Genomic DNA, 16,318 nt, shown 5'->3' on the forward strand with positions numbered 1-16,318 from the left:
GCCCGCCCCCGCTATCCCTCGTCGAAGTAGGCGTACGGAGCCACGGACACGCCCTCCGCGACAGCCCGCTCGTCGTCCTCCGAGGCGGCCGGATCGAGATCTCCCGCGCTCAGTGAGTGCATGGACCAGACGGCGAAGCCGACGTGGAAGTCGTGGCCGATGCTGGAGGGGGTGCTCGTGTATCCCTTGGCGTGAAGCTCGGCAACGACGTCATCGAGAAATCGGTGGGTCAGCCGGACGCCGTCGTAGCGGGCTTCGGCATCGTCGATGCCGCCGTGGTGGGCGATCTCCACGAGTTCGACCGTGTCGTCCGCCGCGTAGGTGATCACCAGCGTGGGCGAGGTGGCGTAGACGGCGCGGTCACCACCGGGCCCGTGGTAAGGCTGCCCCACGCGCTCCTCGACCTGGGCACGCGGATCACCGACCTTGACGAGGTCGACGCCGCGTCCGGGAATGATCTCCATGCGGGACATCCTGCCTCCTGCGGCGAGCCTGGTCACCCGCTCCCCCGCTCCCCCGCCGCAGCCGTCTTGAACGCGTTCAAGAAAACCTCTAGGGTCGGCACGGAAAGCTACTTGAACGCGTTCAAGGCGGGGGATGCGGCATGTCCGTACTGGTCGACACGATCGTGATGCTGGGCATGCTGGTCGTCATTCCCGCCGGTCTGCGCCTGACCGGCGCGCCCGAGCTCGACCGGATCCGCCGCCTGCGGCCGCTCTTCGCCGCACCCGGCGCCGACTCCACCCGTACTGCCCCGACCCGCACCGTCCCGTTTCTCACCGACCCATTTCTCACCGATCACGGAGGCAGGACGTCATGAGTACCCTCACGTACCCGGAGGTCGGGGCCACCCGGCTCGGCCCGCTCCCCGACGGCTACCACCATCTCCACCACCGGGTCGCGGTGGGCCGCGGCCGGGCCGACTTCGAGGCAGCGGGCGCGGCCGTCACCGGCTGGCACATGCACCGCACCTCCGGCGCCCGGGTGCGGGCGTCGACGGCCCGCGCGGAGCCCGGGACCTCCGTGCGGGTGTCGATCGGGCTCGGTCCGTTCCGGTTCGCCGCGCCGTGCGAAGTCGTCTGGACCGCGTACGAGAAGGAGCGCATCGGCTTCGCGTACGGGACCCGGCACCGGCACCCCGAGCGCGGCGAGGAGTGCTTCGTGGTGGAGCTGGCGGACGACGGCACGGTGTGGTTCACCGTGCTGGCGTTCTCCCGTCCGGCCCGGTGGTACAGCAGGGTTGCGGGCCCCCTCGTGCCGGTGCTCCAGCGGTGGTACGCACGCCGGCTCGGCACCACGCTGGGACGGATCGTGTCGGAGGGCTGAAGCGCTCAGTCGCTCGGCAGCGTCGATACTGGAAGTGATGGAATGGTTCACCGCAGATGGCTACTGGCTCAGCCGGCTGATCTTCCAGCGGACTCTCGCCTGCATCTATCTGGTCGGGTTTCTCGCCGCCGCCCTCCAGTTCAGGGCGCTGATCGGCGAACGCGGCATGCTGCCCGTGCCCGAGTTCCTGCGGCGAACGGACTGGCGGCTCGCTCCCGGTCTCTTCCGGCTCCACTACTCCGACCGGTTCTTCGCGGCGGTCGCCTGGACCGGCTGCGCGCTCGCGGTCGCGCTGATCGCCGGGGTGGATTCGTACGTTCCGCTCTGGGCGGCAATGCTGCTGTGGCTGCTGCCGTGGGCGTTGTATCTGTCGATCGTCCAGGTCGGCCAGCTCTGGTACGCCTTCGGGTGGGAGTCGCTGCTCCTGGAGACCGGCTTCCTCGCCGTCTTTCTCGGCAACGCGGACACGGCTCCGCCGGTACTCGTGCTGTGGCTGCTGCGCTGGGTGCTGTTCCGGGTCGAGTTCGGCGCGGGGCTGATCAAGATCCGGGGCGACGAGTGCTGGCGCAAGCTGACCTGTCTGTATTTCCACCATGAGACCCAGCCGATGCCGGGACCGCTGAGCTGGTTCTTCCACCGGCTGCCCCGGCCCGTCCACCGGGTGGAGGTGGCGGCCAACCACGTCACCCAACTCCTCGTCCCGGTATTGCTCTTCACCCCGCAGCCGGTGGCGAGTGCGGCCGCGGGGCTGATGATCGTCACCCAGTTGTGGCTGGTCCTCTCCGGGAACTTCGCCTGGCTGAACTGGGTGACCATCGCTCTCGCCCTGTCCGCCGTCGACTGGTCGCTGTTCGTTGCGCAGCCCGCGCAGTCGGCGCCACCGCTCTGGTACGAGGTGGTGGTCATCGCCGTCACCGCACTGGTGGTCGCCCTCAGCTACCGTCCGGCGCGCAATCTGATCTCCCGCCGCCAGGTGATGAACCGCTCGTTCGACCCGTTGCATCTCGTCAACACGTACGGCGCGTTCGGCAGCATCAGCCGGGTCCGGCTCGAGATCGCGGTCGAGGGCACCGACGAGACGGTCCTCCACCCCGACACCGTCTGGCAGGAGTACGGCTTCCGCGGCAAGCCGGGCGATCCGCGGAGGCTGCCGCGCCAGTTCGCTCCCTATCACCTGCGCCTGGACTGGCTGATGTGGTTCGCGGCGCTCTCTCCCGCGTACGCCCATCCCTGGTTCGGACCGTTCCTGGAACGGCTGCTGGAGAACGACCGGGACACACTGCGGCTGCTGCGCCACAACCCGTTCCCCGGCACCCCGCCCACGCACGTCCGCGCCAGGGTCTACCGCTACCGGTACACGACCTGGCGCGAGCTGCGTGCCACCGGGAACTGGTGGCACCGCACCCATGTGCGGGAATTCATCAGACCGGTGACCCTCGCCCCCGCCCGCATCAGCCCGACCATGCCCCCTTGAGGACCCGGACCCCGGGCGCACGTGGACTCCGCCCGGTGCGGTGACCGGGCCGGGACACGCCGGAGCCCCGGACTTCCGTGGTGTCGGAAGGCCGGGGCTCCCTGGCTGACGGGCGTCGCGGACGTCGGGCGGGCGCGCAGCCGGGCCCGTGGCTCAGTCGATGCCGGGCAGGATGTGCGGCTCGGCGAGATCGTCCTCGTAGCCGGCCAGCCGGATCGGTGCGGACCTGGCCCAGACTTCGAGGTTCTGGAGTTTCTCGGGCCGACGGGCCCGCTCTCCCTGTCGCTCTGCCGGTCGCTTCTCTTGCTTCGTCAGTTCTGGTGTCACCGCGCACTCCTTTGTGTCGCGTAACCCCGGGCGTCGCCGACACTCCGGCCTCATTACCGGACATCGACCACCCATGTGGGGCGGGGCAGGAACAGTTCGGTCGCGGTGGCGCCGGGCGTGGGGCGGAACGGCGGCCTGGTTACAAGCCTGTCCCAGGACGGCCCGGGGAGTTTTGTGGATCCCCGGGTGGCGTCCGTTCACCCCAGCCTAACCAAATGAGCGCCATCCCGCTCGATGGAACGTGTGCGCTCAGTCACTTTCGGACAACGGATCGATCTACCAGCCGGCCGGCGCGTAGTCCTTCAGGAAGCAGCCGAACAGGTCCTCGCCCGCTTCGCCGCGCACGATCGGGTCGTAGACCCGGGCAGCGCCGTCGACCAGGTCGAGCGGGGCATGGAAGCCCTCCTCGGCCAGCCGGATCTTGTCGGGGTGCGGGCGCTCGTCGGTGATCCAGCCCGTGTCGACGGCGGTCATCAGGATGCCGTCCTTCTCGAACATCTCCTGGGCGCTGGTGCGGGTGAGCATGTTCAGCGCCGCCTTGGCCATGTTGGTGTGCGGATGGCCCGCGCCCTTGTAGCCGCGACTGAAAACGCCCTCCATCGCGGAGACGTTGACCACATAGGCACGACGCCTGGCTGCCGTCGCGGCCATCGCGGGACGGAGCCGGCTGATCAGGATGAACGGCGCGGTGGAGTTGCAGAGCTGGACCTCGAGCAGCTCGATCGGCTCGACCTCTTCGACCGTCTGGATCCAGCTGTTCGTGTGATGCAGGTCCGGTACGAGACCACCCGCGTCGATCGCGGTGCCCGCGGCGATCCGTTCCAGCGAGGCGGAACCGGTGACCAGGGCCAGTTCAGTGACGTCCTGGGCGCTCAGCCCCTCCGTGCGGGCGGCGGGCAGGGCGGCGACGCGGTCGACCGAGCCGCTGCCGAAGGTGCCGATGACCTCGGCCGCGGGGAGTTCACCCGCGGGCAGCGGTGCGGACTCTGCGCCGAGCAGTTCGCTGTACGCCTGCGGGGAGCGGCGTACCGTCTGCGCGGCGTTGTTGATCAGGATGTCCAGCGGCCCCTCGGCGGCGACCGAGTCGGCGAGGGCGACGACCTGGGCGGGGTCGCGCAGGTCGATGCCGACGATCTTCAGCCGGTGGATCCACTCGTCACTGTCCGGCATCGCCTTGAACCGGCGGATCGCGTCGTTGGGGAAGCGGGTGGTGATGGTGGTGTGCGCGCCGTCTCGCAGCAGCCGCAGCGCGATGTACATGCCAATCTTCGCCCGGCCGCCGGTGAGCAGCGCCCGGCGTCCCGTCAGGTCGGTCCGCGCGTCGCGGCGGTCCCGGTTCTCCTTGGCGCACTGCTGGCAGAGCTGGTGGTAGAAGGCATCCACCTCGACGTACCGGGTCTTGCAGATGTAGCAGGAACGGGGCCGCTGGAGTATCCCGGCGATCTCGGCGCCGGCCGAGGAGGACGGCAGGACACCCTGGGTCTCGTCGTCGATGCGGTCGGCGGATCCGGTGGCGGTGGCCTCGGTGACGGCCTTGTCGTGCGCGGTCTTGGCGGCCCGGCGCTCCTGGCGGCGGCGCTGCTTCACGGTTCGGTAGATGCCGGCGGTGGCGCGGCGCACGGCGATGGCGTCGGGGTGGTCGACCTCGATGCTGTCGAGTTCGTCGAGCACGCTCAGGCAGACGGCCAGCCGCTCCGGGTCGATACCGGGACCGAACTCCTCGATACCGGGAGCGAACTCCGCGCTGTCCTCTGTCACCGTCATTGCCGTTCCTCTGTCAGTCATGCCGCCGGGATTTCTCGGCGGCCCCCGGCGCATCGCCGTAGCGGGCTCACGAGGACCGACTGTCCACGGGGCTGAGGCCCGGCTGCGGGCTTGCGCGAAGCCGCCGCACTTCGGGCCGAACGCCCCGCTCAAGTCTGCCATGTCCGCCGCGCTGCTCCATCCGGGTGCGTGGGGCGGCACAGCGGGCTGCTGGAGGGGACGCCATGGACCCGGGCGACGTCGGCGGTTCGGGGGGCAGGACCCAGGACAGGACCGCACACGCATCGGGGCAACAGTGGGTGCCGTGACCGGGCCGGCGAAAGGAAATCCGGATCTTCGCGCATCACTCAGGGGAAGCGGGGCATGCGCCGTTCGACACATCCGACGAACAGGGAGGGCGACGACATGGTGACCGCTTCGGAGCGGACCAGCGGAGCAGGAACGCTGCACCAGGAGACCGGTGCGCTCACCGGTGCCGGAGCTGCTGAGCTGCCCTGGATCGAGGACACCGGAAAGGTCGCTCCGAAGGATGCGCGCCAGCTTTCCAAGCTCTTCCTCGACAGGCTCCAGGTACTCGAAGAGGGCACGCACGAATACCAGTACGCGCGCAACACCCTCATCGAGATGAATCTCTCGCTGGTGCGCTTCGCCGCGGCCCGGTTCCGAAACCGCGCCGGTGACGACACCGAGGACATCATTCAGGTCGGCACGATCGGTCTGATCAAGGCGATCGACCGGTTCGACCTCTCCCGTGACGTCGAGTTCGCCACATTCGCCGTGCCGTACATCGTCGGCGAGATCAAGCGCTTCTTCCGGGACACCACCTGGTCGGTGCATGTCCCACGCCGGCTCCAGGAGCTGCGTGTCGATCTCGCGAAGGCGAAGGAGCAGCTCTCGGCCGAGCTGGACCGCGACCCCACCGTCAAGGAGCTGGCCGCCCGTCTCGACCTTCCCGAGGAGGAGGTCGTCGAAGGCCTCGTTGCCGCGAACGGCTACTCGGCCGGTTCCCTGGACAGTCCCTCGGCCGACACGGAGTCGAGCAAGGAGCAGCGGTCGTACGCCGAACTCCTCGGTGAGGCCGACCCCGGCATGGAGACGGTCGAGAATCTCCACGCGCTGGCGCCGCTGCTGGAGAAGCTGGACGACCGCGAGCGACGGATCGTGCAGATGCGGTTCGGGCAGGAGATGACGCAGTCCCAGATCGGCGCCGAGCTCGGCGTCTCGCAGATGCATGTCTCGCGGTTGCTGGCGCGGATCGTCCAACAGCTGCGCGTGGGAATGTCCGTGGAGGCCTGACCGCGGTACGGAGCGTGAGAAGAGCATTCGGCCATGGATCTCGCTCCGCTCGCACCGGCCGTGCGTCGCCTGCGTGATGCCGCGGCCGCCTCCGACGGCGCCCGCGCGCACCTGGAGCCGCACGCGGTTCCGGCCGTCCGCGCCGGATCGTCCGTGGAGACGGCAGCGGAACTCACCGTGCTCACCGGGCAGGCTCGTCGTGCCCGCCCGACCGTGGCGTCCCGGCGGCCGATGGACCGCACCGCCGGGTACGTCAACGTGCGACGGCACGACGACAGCACTCGTTCGCATATGCTGCGGGACGACCGGAAACGACCTGCGCCGACCGCGCGAGGGGGTGGAGAGTGTCTGAGCCGCGCGCAAGCGCCTCGGCACATCCTGCGGCCCCCGTCGCCCTCCCGGTACAGCACGGCTCAGGACGTTCCGTATGGAATGTCGACGCCGCGATCCTGCTGGTCGAGGACGACGCCGGTGACGCCCTGCTCGTCGAGGAGATGCTCGCCGACAGCGAGCTGGACTCCGGACTCATCTGGCGCAAGACGCTGGCCGAGGGCCTGACATTCCTGCGGACCGTCAGCACTCCGGTCTGTGTGCTGCTCGATCTGCACCTTCCCGATGTGCACGGACTTCCGGCGGTCACCCAGATCGTGGAGACGGCTCCGGACGCCGCGATCGTCGTACTGACCGGACTCGCGGAGGCCGAGGCGGGCCTCACCGCCGTGGCCACCGGTGCGCAGGACTACCTCGCCAAGGGACGGCTCGATCCTCAGGCACTGTCCCGCGCCATTCGCTACGCCCTCCAGCGCAAGCAGGTCGAGCGGGCCGCTGCCGCGCTGCGCGCCAACCAGCTGATGGCCCGGGAGAACGCCCGTCTGGAGCGCGGGCTGCTGCCCGTGCCGCTGCTGCGCGACCAGAGCTTCGACGCCGTCGCCCGCTACCAGCCGGGCCGGGCGCACGGTCTGCTGAGCGGCGATTTCTACGACGTGGTGCAGACCCCCGACGGCACCGTGCACGCCGTGATCGGCGATGTGTCGGGGCACGGGGCGGCGGAGGCCGCGCTCGGTGTGTGTCTGCGTGTGGCGTGGCGTACAGCGGTGCTGTGCGACACCGATCCGCTGGAACAGATACGGCTCCTGGAAGCGATTCTCGTCGCCGAGCGTTCCGACCCGCATGCCTTCGCGACGGTGACCTCGCTCGTCTTCCCGCCCCACGCCGGGCACGTCAGGGTGGTGCGGGCCGGACACCCGGGGCTTCTGGTGCGGCGCGGCACGGAGGTCGAGTGGGTGGAGCCCGAGGGCGGCATGGCGCTGGGGCTGCTTCCCGGAGCCGGCCAGTGGTCGACGACCGAACTCGCCCTCCCAAGGGACGGCGGTGTCGTGCTCTTCACCGACGGACTCTTCGAGGGGCGCACGGGTCCGGACTCCCGGCTCGGAGAAGAGGGACTGCTCGCCATGGCGCGGCGCCTCGGGGATCTTGCCGCCCGCCCCTTCATCGACGCGCTGGTCGCCGGCGCCACCGAGGGCGCTTCGCCCTACGGCGGCCTCGCCGACGACGTCGCCGTACTGCATCTCGGCTGGAGAAAGACGCCCCATGAGTGACACAGCGACCGGACCGGCTTCGCGCGGGCGGTGGCTCTCGCGCCTGTCGGTCCAGAACTGGGTGCATCTGATCCTGGCCGGTTTCGTGCTGGTCGTCTGCGGATGTCTGGTGGTGGGGGGGCTCGTGCTGTCCCGGATATCGGACCGGACCACCGAACTGGTGGACCGCATCCAGCCGGCCCGCTCCTCCGCCTTCCAGCTGCAGAACGCGCTGCTCGATCAGGAGACCGGCGTCCGCGGGTTCGCGCTCAGCGGCGACAAGACCTTTCTCGAACCCTACGAGGCCGGCAAGCGGGACGAACAGCGGCGGATCGCCCGGGTGCGAGCGGTACTCGGTGACGAACAGCCGTTCAGCAGTGATCTGAACCGGATCGCCGAGGCTTCCGCGCGCTGGCGCGCCTTGAACGCGGAGCCCTTGATCGCTGCGGTCCGGCAGGACGGTCCGGCGGCCGACTCCTCCACCAGGATCCTGGAGAGCAAGCGGGAGTTCGACATCCTGCGCTCGCTGTACGGCACGCAGCAGAAGCATCTCGATGCCGCCCGGGACCGGGCGCGCGCCCAGCTCAACGACGCCCGGACCATACGCGACCGGGCCATGATCGCCCTGGTGATCGGTTTCGCGCTGGCCGTGATCTCGCTCAGCATGCTGTTCAACCGTGTGGTGGGCCGCCCGCTGAGCGTTCTCGCCGCCGACTCGGGGAAAGTGCGGGCCGGCGCATTCCGCCACCGCATAGAGGTGCACGGGCCGTCCGACGTGCGGGCGGTGGCGGCAGCTGTCGAGGACATGCGCAGTCGTCTGGTCTCGGAGCTCGACGAGGCCCAGGAACGCGAATCGCTGCTGGCCCAGCAGACCGAGGAGCTCCGTCGCTCCAACTCCGAACTTGAGCAGTTCGCCTACGTCGCCTCGCACGACCTCCAGGAGCCGCTGCGCAAGGTGGCTTCGTTCTGCCAGCTCCTGGAGAAACGGTACGGCGAGGAGCTGGACTCGCGAGGCAAGCAGTACATCGACTTCGCGGTCGACGGGGCCAAGCGGATGCAGGTGCTCATCAACGATCTGCTCACCTTCTCGCGCGTGGGCCGGGTCCACGACAGCTGGAACTCCGTGGACTTCGACCGCTCGTTGGACCGGGCCGTGGCCAATCTCGCGCTGTCCATCGAGGAGACCGGCACCACCCTCGTCCGGGAGAATCCGCTGCCGCAGGTGACCGGTGACTCGACGACCCTCGCGATGATCTGGCAGAACCTGATCGGGAACGCGGTGAAGTTCCGCCACCCGGAGGTCCCGTGCGTGATCACGGTCGGCTGTGTCCGGGAGGAGGACGAATGGCGTTTCACCGTGCAGGACAACGGCATCGGCATCGCCCCCGAGTTCGCGGAGAAGGTGTTCATCATCTTCCAGCGTCTGCACTCCCGCGACGAGTACGACGGCACGGGCATCGGACTCGCTCTCTGCCGCAAGATCATCGAGTTCCACGGCGGCCGGATCTGGCTGGACCCCGGTTACCGCGAAGGCGCTCGCATCCACTTCTCGCTGCCGGTCAGCCCCGGTACGGCGCGCCACCCGGCGACGGACCCCGCCGCCGCTCCTGGTCCCGAACTCTCCGGAGATGCCCCGTGAACACCCCGGTACAGCCCATCGAAGTCCTTCTCGTGGAGGACGACCCCGGCGACGAGCTCATGACCCGGGAGGCTTTCGAGGACAACAAGATCAGCAACACTCTCCATGTGGCGCGGGACGGTCAGGAGGCCCTGGATTTCCTCTATCGCCGCGGCGACCACGGCGACGCTCCGCGCCCTGACCTGATCCTGCTCGACCTGAACCTGCCCCGGTACGACGGCCGCCAGGTCCTCGAGAAGATCAAGAGCGACCCGGAGCTTGCGCTCATCCCGGTGGTCGTGCTCACCACGTCCTCCGCCGAGGAGGACATCCTGCGCAGCTACAAACTGCATGCCAACGCCTATGTCACCAAGCCGGTCGACCTGGATCAGTTCATCGCGGCCGTGCGCCGGATCGACGAGTTCTTCGTGACGGTCGTACGACTGCCGGGCCGCTCCTGACCACCCTCGTCATTCCCAGGAGTGGGATCTCATGACACGGGTAGATGAACCGCGAAGAAAAGGTCACCGACCTCCCCTGCTGCGCCCTGGCTGGAGCTCATGAACCAACACGCCCTCTCCCGGCCGGACGACCCGCATCCGGGTCACTGGCCCACCGAGGCACTGCACATCGCCGAAGTGTTCGGTGGTGAGCCGGGATGCATCGCACAGGCACGCGCACTGGCCGACCGCTTTCTGATCAGGCTCACCACGGAATGGCTGGCGGTGCTCGGCGAGCACACCCGTAACGACCTGATGCTGGCCGTGAGCGAGTTGGTCACCAACGCCGACCGGTACACCCACGGCCCCTACCTGCTGGAGCTTGAGGGCACCGCGCGGCGGATCAGCGTCACGGTCTACGACAGCAGCACGGCGCTTCCCGTCCTCTTCTCCCCCGACCCGAGCCGCCTCGGCGGTCACGGCATGGAGATAGTCGTTGCCCTGTGCGACCGCCTGACCGCCGAGCGGGTGCCGGTGGGCAAGCGCATCAGGGCCGAGTTCGAACTCAGCAGCTGACCCGGGAGCAGCCCGGCCCCGGTCCTGTGAAGAGCCCTCAGCTCCTGTCCCGCCAGAGCCCCTAAGACCTGCCGAACCAGTCGATGCACAGGACGAGGGCGTCGTCCAGCGTCTCCGAGTCCCGGTATTCGGCCAGCTCACGCAGCACGGCGCGCGGCACGGTCGCTGCCGGCAGCAGCCTGGTCGCCATGAGCGCACGGGTCAGAGCCCGTTCCCCGTACAGCTCCCCCAGCGGCGACGCGGCCTCGTAGACGCCGTCGCTGACCAGGAGCAGCCGGTCCCCGGGCACCACCTGGAACTCCTGGACGGAGTACTGGGACTCCTCGAACATGCCGAGCGGAAGCTCCGCCTCCAAGTCGATGCGGGTGACCGTTCTGCCCCTCAGCCGCCACAGCTGGGGAGAGCCGGCGTCCACGGCGCCCACCCGGCCGGTGGCCAGGTCGAAGTGGAGCAGCAGGGTGGAGACGTGGACACTGCCGCGGTGCAGCCCGTAGATCGCCTGGTCCGCGAGGGATGCCTGGTCGGCGATGCCGATCCCCGCCCGTCTGGCGTTGCGCAGCGCGTTCACGGCGAGGTTGGTGAGCAGGGACGCCCGGATGCCCTCGCCCATGCCGTTGGTCACGGCGACGGTCAGCTCGTCGGTGTCGGCGGACCAGTCGAAGTTGTCGCCGTGGATGGCATAGGCGGGCTCCAGCTGGGCACCGATGGCGTACTCGGCCGCCGTGCAGGCCCGAGCGGGAAGGAGTTGCCACTGCATCTCGGCGGCGAGCGTGAGCCTGCTGACCCGACGCGCCCGGTGGTAGAGGTCGGTGTCCCGTTCCGCGACCAGGATCTCGTGGCCGAGGAGGTCGGCCACGTGAGTCAGCTCGTCCACCGTCCGCGCGGTGGAGCGTTCGCCCGGCAGCCGCACGGTGAGAATGCCGAGCCGCTCCCCCCGCACCGTCACTGGGAGGTGATGATCGAGTGCCTCGTCGTGCCGGAGGGGCTGCTCGCGCGGTTCCTGGCTGCCGAAGGCCCGGCCCTCCGGACTGTTGTACATCGACAGGGGATCGCCGGGGCCCTCGACCGGGTCGACGGGCTTGAGCACGGTCATGCCGTAGTCCGCCAGCAGAAGCTGGACGTGGAGCGCACCGTACTCCCTCCGGAGCGCTTCGCGGACCGTCTCCACCAAGGCGTGCGGTGCCGCTGCCCGCAGCGCTCTTTCGATGTCCGGGCGGGCGTTCACGGTCTCTCGGTCTTCCTTGGAGCGGCGGCGGGGCCGGTTCCGGGCTGACAGACGGGTGCGCAGGGTGAAAGAGTGGACAGATGCCCCGCCCCACCGGTCATCCGCGCCCCCTTGAGCAGGTGTCCGCGGATGTCTGTTCCGCCTCCGAGTTGCTGGAGGTGTTGTGGTCGCGGGGGCAGGAATCGGCGGATCCGGGCACGGTCTCGCCCTCCCAGCTGCGGGCGCTGCTCGTGATCGAGCAGCAGGAGGGCAGCAATCTCCGGTCGCTCGGTGAGGCGCTCGGTTCGCGCCCGCCCTCGGTGAGCCGGCTCTGCGACCGCATGGAGGCCATGGGCCTGATCCGGCGGGAGCCCAGTGCCACCAGCCGCCGGGAGGTCGAGCTCCGGCTGACCAAGCAGGGACGCACCCTGCTGGAAGAGTACCGGGCGATCCGGACCCGGGAGTTCGCCGCGGTCCTGGGACGCATGCCGTCGGCCGCGGTGGCGGCCCTCGCAGAAGGTCTCGCCGCATTCAACACGGCCGCTGCCGAGCGGATCGGCGGGGACGGCGGTCCGACTACCCGGCTGCGCGACGATGTCGCGGAGAGCGCCTAGCTTCATCCGGCCCCTGTCCTGGGCGTAACCGAGCCGCACCCGACGTGGGTGCGGTCGTTGTTGATCAACTGGAAATAGATTGTTACCCAGGGAGAATGTTGTCAAGCGGCAACTATCCCTTTTATCGTTTGGCAGGCAGCCCACGCCGCAAGCCGGGGCGGATCGCGACCGAGCCGTCCGCCCACGACAGTCGTCCCCGTTCACCGAGTGCATCCCGAGGTGCCTTCCGTGCTTCCACCGCCCAGCGGAGACAAAGCCATTCGAATCGTCCCACGCCAGGAGCGGGGAGCCCTGATACTCGCCTTGACGGGCGATCTCGATATCGACAACATCGGCGTTCTCGGTACGGCGCTGGAGAACGCGGCACAGGATGGGCAGGCTCCGGTCGTCGTCGAGCTCTCCGCCGTGTCGTTCGCGGACTCCACGACGGTGAACATGCTGCTCCACGGGCAGTCCTTGCTGGGCCCCCGGATGCGGCTGGCCACGCCGTCCCCGTTCATGGCGCGGCTCATCGGTGTGCTCGGTCTGGACAGCGCGTTGCCGGTCTTCGACACCGTTGCGGAGGCCATCGACCCTCCGCTGCCCACCTGACTCCGGCAACGGCGGACGCCCGCCCCCTCGTGCGCGGTGTTTCGATCACCGGGGGGCGGAGTCCGGTGAGGGTACCGGCCGACGGTCGAGGACACAGTCCCCGCAGAGGCCCCCGCCCGGGCACCGGTAGTAGAGACAGCAGCTGCGTCTGCGGAACGCGGGTGTGTGCGGGGAGCCGGTGGCGCGCAGATCCGGGTGGTCGAAGAGTTCGGCGACCAGGGCCCGGGCCCGTTGCGCGACGTCCGGGCGGTGGTGGGTCCGCGCCCAGGCGATCAGTTCACGGAGCGCTCCGGCCAGGGCCGATCCCGCGTTGCCCCAGAGCAGCCGCGGAGCGAGGTGTCCGTCCTGTCGGATCGCCTCCGCCAGCGGTACGAGATGGCCGAACTGGACGACCTCGCGGATCCGGTCCGCGGTGCCGGGCAGCATGGCGACCGGCTCGTGCCACAGGTCGTCGGGGGCGGGGCGCCGCGGGTCCCAGTGGAGCGTGCCGGGGGACAGATCGGGAAAGCGGCCCGCGACGGCCGCCGGCCCCAGGGCCGTCGACCAGAGACGGGCGGCCAGGCCCAGGTGAGCGACGGACGCGGCAACTCTGCGCTCGGGGGTACGGAGCGCGGCGGCGACCGCGTCGATACGGGCTGTGAGCGATGCCGTCTCCCCCGCGTACAGCCGGGCCAGCGGGCGGTGTGCACCGCCGGGCACCGGTGTGCTGCGCAGAGCGAAGAAGCCGCCCACCGAGGCCACGTCCGACTGCTCCGTGCGCTGTTCCTGCGCGGGTTCCATCAATCACTCCTGGTGACGTCGCGGGCATCCCGGGTCCCACGGCTCGCCGTTCACCGTATCGCTGCGGGATGATCGTCCTGAGGCCCGTCGGGAGGAGGACTACCGTCGGGAGGAGGACACGCGGACCACTGCCGTACTACCAAAGCAGTACGTCGGATCGCAGTCTCAAGGACGACGACTCGGCGGCTTTGAAGGGCCATCGTGGTGCACATGAGTTTCCTCGCACTGTCGGTGCTGCTGTCACTGGTCTCCGCGGTCGCGTATGCGGCCGGGGCAATCGTCCAGGAGCGCGTCGCCACGGCCGGAGACGGCCGCTCGCTCACCCCGCTGCGCAACCGCGTGTGGTGGGTGGCGGTGGCATTGAACGGTGTGGGTGCGGTGCTGCACGTGCTGGCACTGGCGTACGGCCCCCTCAGCCTGGTGCAGCCGCTCGGTGCGCTGACGATCGTCTTCGCCCTGCCGATGGCTGCCCTCTTCGTACGCCGCCAGGCCGGGGCGACTGCCTGGCGCGGCGCGATCATGACGACGGTCGGCCTTGCGGGTCTGCTCGCGCTCACCGGCAGCGGCGAGTCACACACGCTGGACGGGCCGGAGCAGTTCATGCTCGCGACCGTGACGTTCGGTGCGGTGGCGCTGCTCCTCGTGGTTTCGAGGGGCATGCAGAAGCCGGTGGTACGGAGCATGGTGCTGGCCGGGGCGGCGGGTGTCGCGTTCGGTATCGCCTCCGTGTTCACGAAGACGGTGGCGATGGAATGGACGTCGGGTGCCGTGGGCGCGGGACTGCCCTCGCTCGTGGTGATCGCGGCGCTGGCAGGGGCCGGACTGTTGCTGTCCCAGGCCGCGTACCGGGGCGCCGGCCTCACCGCTCCGCTCGCGACGGTGACCGTGGTGAACCCGGTGATCGCGGCGGCGGTCGGCATCACGCTGTTCGGCGAGGAGTTCCGGCACGGCACGGCGGGCACGGTGCTGGCGCTCGCGTGCGGCGTGGTGGCCGCAGGTGGGCTGATCATGCTGACGACGGAGCGGATGAGCGCGGAGCAGCGGATCCAGGGCATCGGCGCGGCTGCGTCGGAGATGGATGCCGGGGTTGCCGCGGAGGACATGGCCGGTGCCACGGAGGACCCGGAGAGTGCCGTCGAGCCCGCTGCCGCGGTGAAGCCCGCCGGTGCGCTGGAGTTCGCGGGGGCACTGGTCGTACATCGGCCACAGGCGGAGCCTGCCTGGGTCACGCCCGCCGTGTCCGGGTCGGCCGCTACCGAATCGATTCCCTCGCTGCTCCCACCGCCGGTGACGCTGGGGGGCCGTCGGGCGGGGCGGGTGGAGTTCGGCCCTGCGCCGCGGCCGCGCACCGGTTCAAGGCGACGCGGCCTGTCGGCCGCCGAGCCTGATGACCCCGCGCAGCCGCTCGGCAGCGTTCAGACGCTGACGCCGCCCGCCCTGAGGTAGGTCACGGGGTCGATGTCGGAGCCGTAACCCGGGCCGGTACGAATCTCGAAGTGCAGGTGCGGTCCGGTGACATTGCCCGTGGAGCCCGAGCGGGCGATGCGCTGACCACCGCTGATGTGCTGGCCCTCGCGCACATGGAGCGCGGACAGGTGCGCGTACTGGCTGTACTTGCCGTTGCTGTGCCGGATGACGATCTGGTAGCCGTACGCTCCCGCCCAGCCCGCCGACACGACCGTGCCGGAGGCAACCGCCTTGACCGAGGTGCCGGTGGGGACGGGGAAGTCGATGCCCGTGTGATACCCACTGGCCCAGGAACCTGCCTGGTGGTACGAGGTGCCGATGCGGGTCGCCGCCACCGGGGCGGTGAGCCCGGAGTGCTTCTCGGCCCGCTCGGTCTTCCTGGGCTGGGGCTTCGCTGCCTGGTGCGGCTTCGGCTCTGTCGTGCGGTGCGGTTTCGCCGCCTGGTGCTGCGGTTCCGCCTGTTCGTGCTTCGGTTCCGCCTGCCGACGCGGCTTCGTCTTCTGCTGTGGTCCGGTGGACGTGCCCGGCTTGAGGCCGGTCCTCGAAGCGGGCTTCGGGGTCCGGGCCACGTCCACGGTGAGCCGCTGGCCGGGGAAGATCAGGTCCGGGTCGTCGCCGACCACCGTGCGGTTGGCCGCGTAAAGATGCTGCCAGCCGCCTCTCACATGCTCGGTCGACGCGATCACGGAGAGCGAGTCGCCACGCGCAACGGTGTACGACTCGCGCTTGCCGGGCACCGTGGTCGGCGTGACGGGCGCGGGTACCTTCTCGGCCTCCGGTATCGCCTTCTTCGGGGTGGGAGTCCCCTTCGACGAGGTGTCGACGGGACCGCCGGTCCGCTCCGCCTGCGGCTTGACGTCGGGGGCGTCACCGCCCCGTGTCAGGCCCGCCCGGGTGGAGCAGGTCGGCCAGGCACCGGGGCCCTGCGCCTCCAGTACCTTCTCCGCGATGGCTATCTGCTGTTCCCTGGTGGCCAGATCGGCGCGCGGCGCGTAGGCAGTGCCGCCGTAGGCCGCCCAGGTCGAGCGGGTGAACTGCAGCCCGCCGAAGTATCCGTTGCCCGAGTTGATGTGCCAGTTTTTGGTGGACTCGCAGGCGGCGACCTTCTCCCAGACATCCGTCGACGCGGCGCCCGCCGAGGCTGCGCTGATGAGCGGGAGCGCGATGCCCGCACCGCCTGCCGTGACCGTCAGCGAGGCACGGTTGATGCGGCTGGGATGGTATTTGCGGTGCCGTCCGTTCGCGGCCATGACTTGGCTCCCCC

The 16,318-nt window shown here is 69.7% G+C and carries 17 protein-coding genes; 11 read left to right on the forward strand and 6 right to left on the reverse strand.

Features of this window, described 5'->3' with window-relative positions; genetic code table 11:
- Positions 1-11 precede the first annotated feature (11 nt).
- A complete protein-coding gene (locus OG972_RS03840; RefSeq protein WP_266978280.1) occupies positions 12-464 on the reverse strand; it encodes a hypothetical protein in 453 nt (150 codons plus the stop codon).
- A 140-nt stretch (positions 465-604) separates the two neighbouring features.
- On the opposite strand from OG972_RS03840, the gene OG972_RS03845 reads away from it, so the two are divergent.
- The 3 genes from OG972_RS03845 to OG972_RS03855 are packed head-to-tail and all read left to right on the forward strand — an operon-like array spanning position 605 to position 2,800.
- Entirely contained in the window at positions 605-820 is a 216-nt protein-coding gene (locus OG972_RS03845) for a hypothetical protein (protein ID WP_266991037.1), read from the forward strand.
- The gene (locus OG972_RS03850; protein WP_266978281.1) at positions 817-1,326 is read left to right on the forward strand and encodes a DUF1990 family protein; all 510 of its coding nucleotides are present in this window, start codon (positions 817-819) and stop codon (positions 1,324-1,326) included. The genes OG972_RS03845 and OG972_RS03850 overlap by 4 nt, the downstream gene beginning before the upstream one ends.
- Before the next feature lie 37 nt (positions 1,327-1,363).
- On the forward strand, positions 1,364-2,800 hold the full coding sequence (locus OG972_RS03855; protein WP_266978283.1) for a lipase maturation factor family protein: 1,437 nt from the start codon (positions 1,364-1,366) through the stop codon (positions 2,798-2,800).
- Between the two features lie 153 nt (positions 2,801-2,953).
- Here the strand turns inward: OG972_RS03855 and OG972_RS03860 are convergent, their stop codons facing one another.
- Both OG972_RS03860 and OG972_RS03865 read right to left on the reverse strand, forming a co-directional pair.
- Positions 2,954-3,127, reverse strand: coding sequence for a hypothetical protein (locus tag OG972_RS03860; protein WP_266978285.1), 174 nt, complete (start codon positions 3,125-3,127; stop codon positions 2,954-2,956).
- 276 nt (positions 3,128-3,403) lie between these two features.
- Positions 3,404-4,891: an SDR family NAD(P)-dependent oxidoreductase gene (locus tag OG972_RS03865; protein WP_266978287.1), complete on the reverse strand. Its 1,488-nt coding sequence runs from the start codon at positions 4,889-4,891 to the stop codon at positions 3,404-3,406.
- A gap of 405 nt (positions 4,892-5,296) precedes the next feature.
- On the opposite strand from OG972_RS03865, the gene OG972_RS03870 reads away from it, so the two are divergent.
- The 5 genes from OG972_RS03870 to OG972_RS03890 all read left to right on the forward strand — a co-directional run bounded on the left by OG972_RS03870 (position 5,297) and on the right by OG972_RS03890 (position 10,398).
- On the forward strand, positions 5,297-6,187 hold the full coding sequence (locus OG972_RS03870; protein ID WP_266978289.1) for an RNA polymerase sigma factor SigF: 891 nt from the start codon (positions 5,297-5,299) through the stop codon (positions 6,185-6,187).
- A 344-nt stretch (positions 6,188-6,531) separates the two neighbouring features.
- Entirely contained in the window at positions 6,532-7,785 is a 1,254-nt protein-coding gene (locus tag OG972_RS03875) for a PP2C family protein-serine/threonine phosphatase (RefSeq protein ID WP_266978291.1), read from the forward strand.
- Positions 7,778-9,403: a CHASE3 domain-containing protein gene (locus OG972_RS03880; RefSeq protein ID WP_266978293.1), complete on the forward strand. Its 1,626-nt coding sequence runs from the start codon at positions 7,778-7,780 to the stop codon at positions 9,401-9,403. The genes OG972_RS03875 and OG972_RS03880 overlap by 8 nt, the downstream gene beginning before the upstream one ends.
- Positions 9,400-9,843, forward strand: a complete 444-nt coding sequence (locus tag OG972_RS03885; RefSeq protein WP_266978295.1) for a response regulator — start codon at positions 9,400-9,402, stop codon at positions 9,841-9,843. Before OG972_RS03880 ends, OG972_RS03885 begins: the two co-directional genes overlap by 4 nt.
- Before the next feature lie 99 nt (positions 9,844-9,942).
- On the forward strand, positions 9,943-10,398 hold the full coding sequence (locus tag OG972_RS03890) for an ATP-binding protein (RefSeq protein ID WP_266978297.1): 456 nt from the start codon (positions 9,943-9,945) through the stop codon (positions 10,396-10,398).
- Between the two features lie 61 nt (positions 10,399-10,459).
- Here OG972_RS03890 and OG972_RS03895 read toward each other — a convergent pair whose 3' ends face one another.
- Positions 10,460-11,623, reverse strand: a complete 1,164-nt coding sequence (locus OG972_RS03895) for a PP2C family protein-serine/threonine phosphatase (RefSeq protein ID WP_266978299.1) — start codon at positions 11,621-11,623, stop codon at positions 10,460-10,462.
- A gap of 80 nt (positions 11,624-11,703) precedes the next feature.
- On the opposite strand from OG972_RS03895, the gene OG972_RS03900 reads away from it, so the two are divergent.
- Together OG972_RS03900 and OG972_RS03905 are read left to right on the forward strand one after the other, a co-directional pair.
- Positions 11,704-12,216, forward strand: coding sequence for a MarR family winged helix-turn-helix transcriptional regulator (locus OG972_RS03900; protein ID WP_266978301.1), 513 nt, complete (start codon positions 11,704-11,706; stop codon positions 12,214-12,216).
- Positions 12,217-12,474: 258 nt separating this feature from the next.
- Positions 12,475-12,807 (forward strand): STAS domain-containing protein, encoded by a 333-nt coding sequence (locus OG972_RS03905; protein WP_266990260.1) that lies wholly within the window; start codon positions 12,475-12,477, stop codon positions 12,805-12,807.
- A gap of 45 nt (positions 12,808-12,852) precedes the next feature.
- On the opposite strand, the gene OG972_RS03910 is transcribed toward OG972_RS03905, so the two are convergent.
- Complete coding sequence (locus tag OG972_RS03910; protein WP_266978303.1) at positions 12,853-13,587, reverse strand: (2Fe-2S)-binding protein; 735 nt, start codon at positions 13,585-13,587, stop codon at positions 12,853-12,855.
- A gap of 210 nt (positions 13,588-13,797) precedes the next feature.
- Here OG972_RS03910 and OG972_RS03915 point away from each other — a divergent pair, with 210 nt between their 5' ends.
- On the forward strand, positions 13,798-15,033 hold the full coding sequence (locus OG972_RS03915; protein WP_266978305.1) for a DMT family transporter: 1,236 nt from the start codon (positions 13,798-13,800) through the stop codon (positions 15,031-15,033).
- Here the strand turns inward: OG972_RS03915 and OG972_RS03920 are convergent.
- Positions 15,003-16,304: a transglycosylase family protein gene (locus OG972_RS03920; protein ID WP_266978306.1), complete on the reverse strand. Its 1,302-nt coding sequence runs from the start codon at positions 16,302-16,304 to the stop codon at positions 15,003-15,005. The two genes, OG972_RS03915 and OG972_RS03920, sit on opposite strands and share 31 nt — an antisense overlap.
- Between the last annotated feature and the right edge of the window lie 14 nt (positions 16,305-16,318).

It is taken from the genome of Streptomyces sp. NBC_01669, from assembly GCF_026339735.1.
Taxonomy (GTDB): Bacteria; Actinomycetota; Actinomycetes; order Streptomycetales; family Streptomycetaceae; genus Streptomyces; species Streptomyces yanii.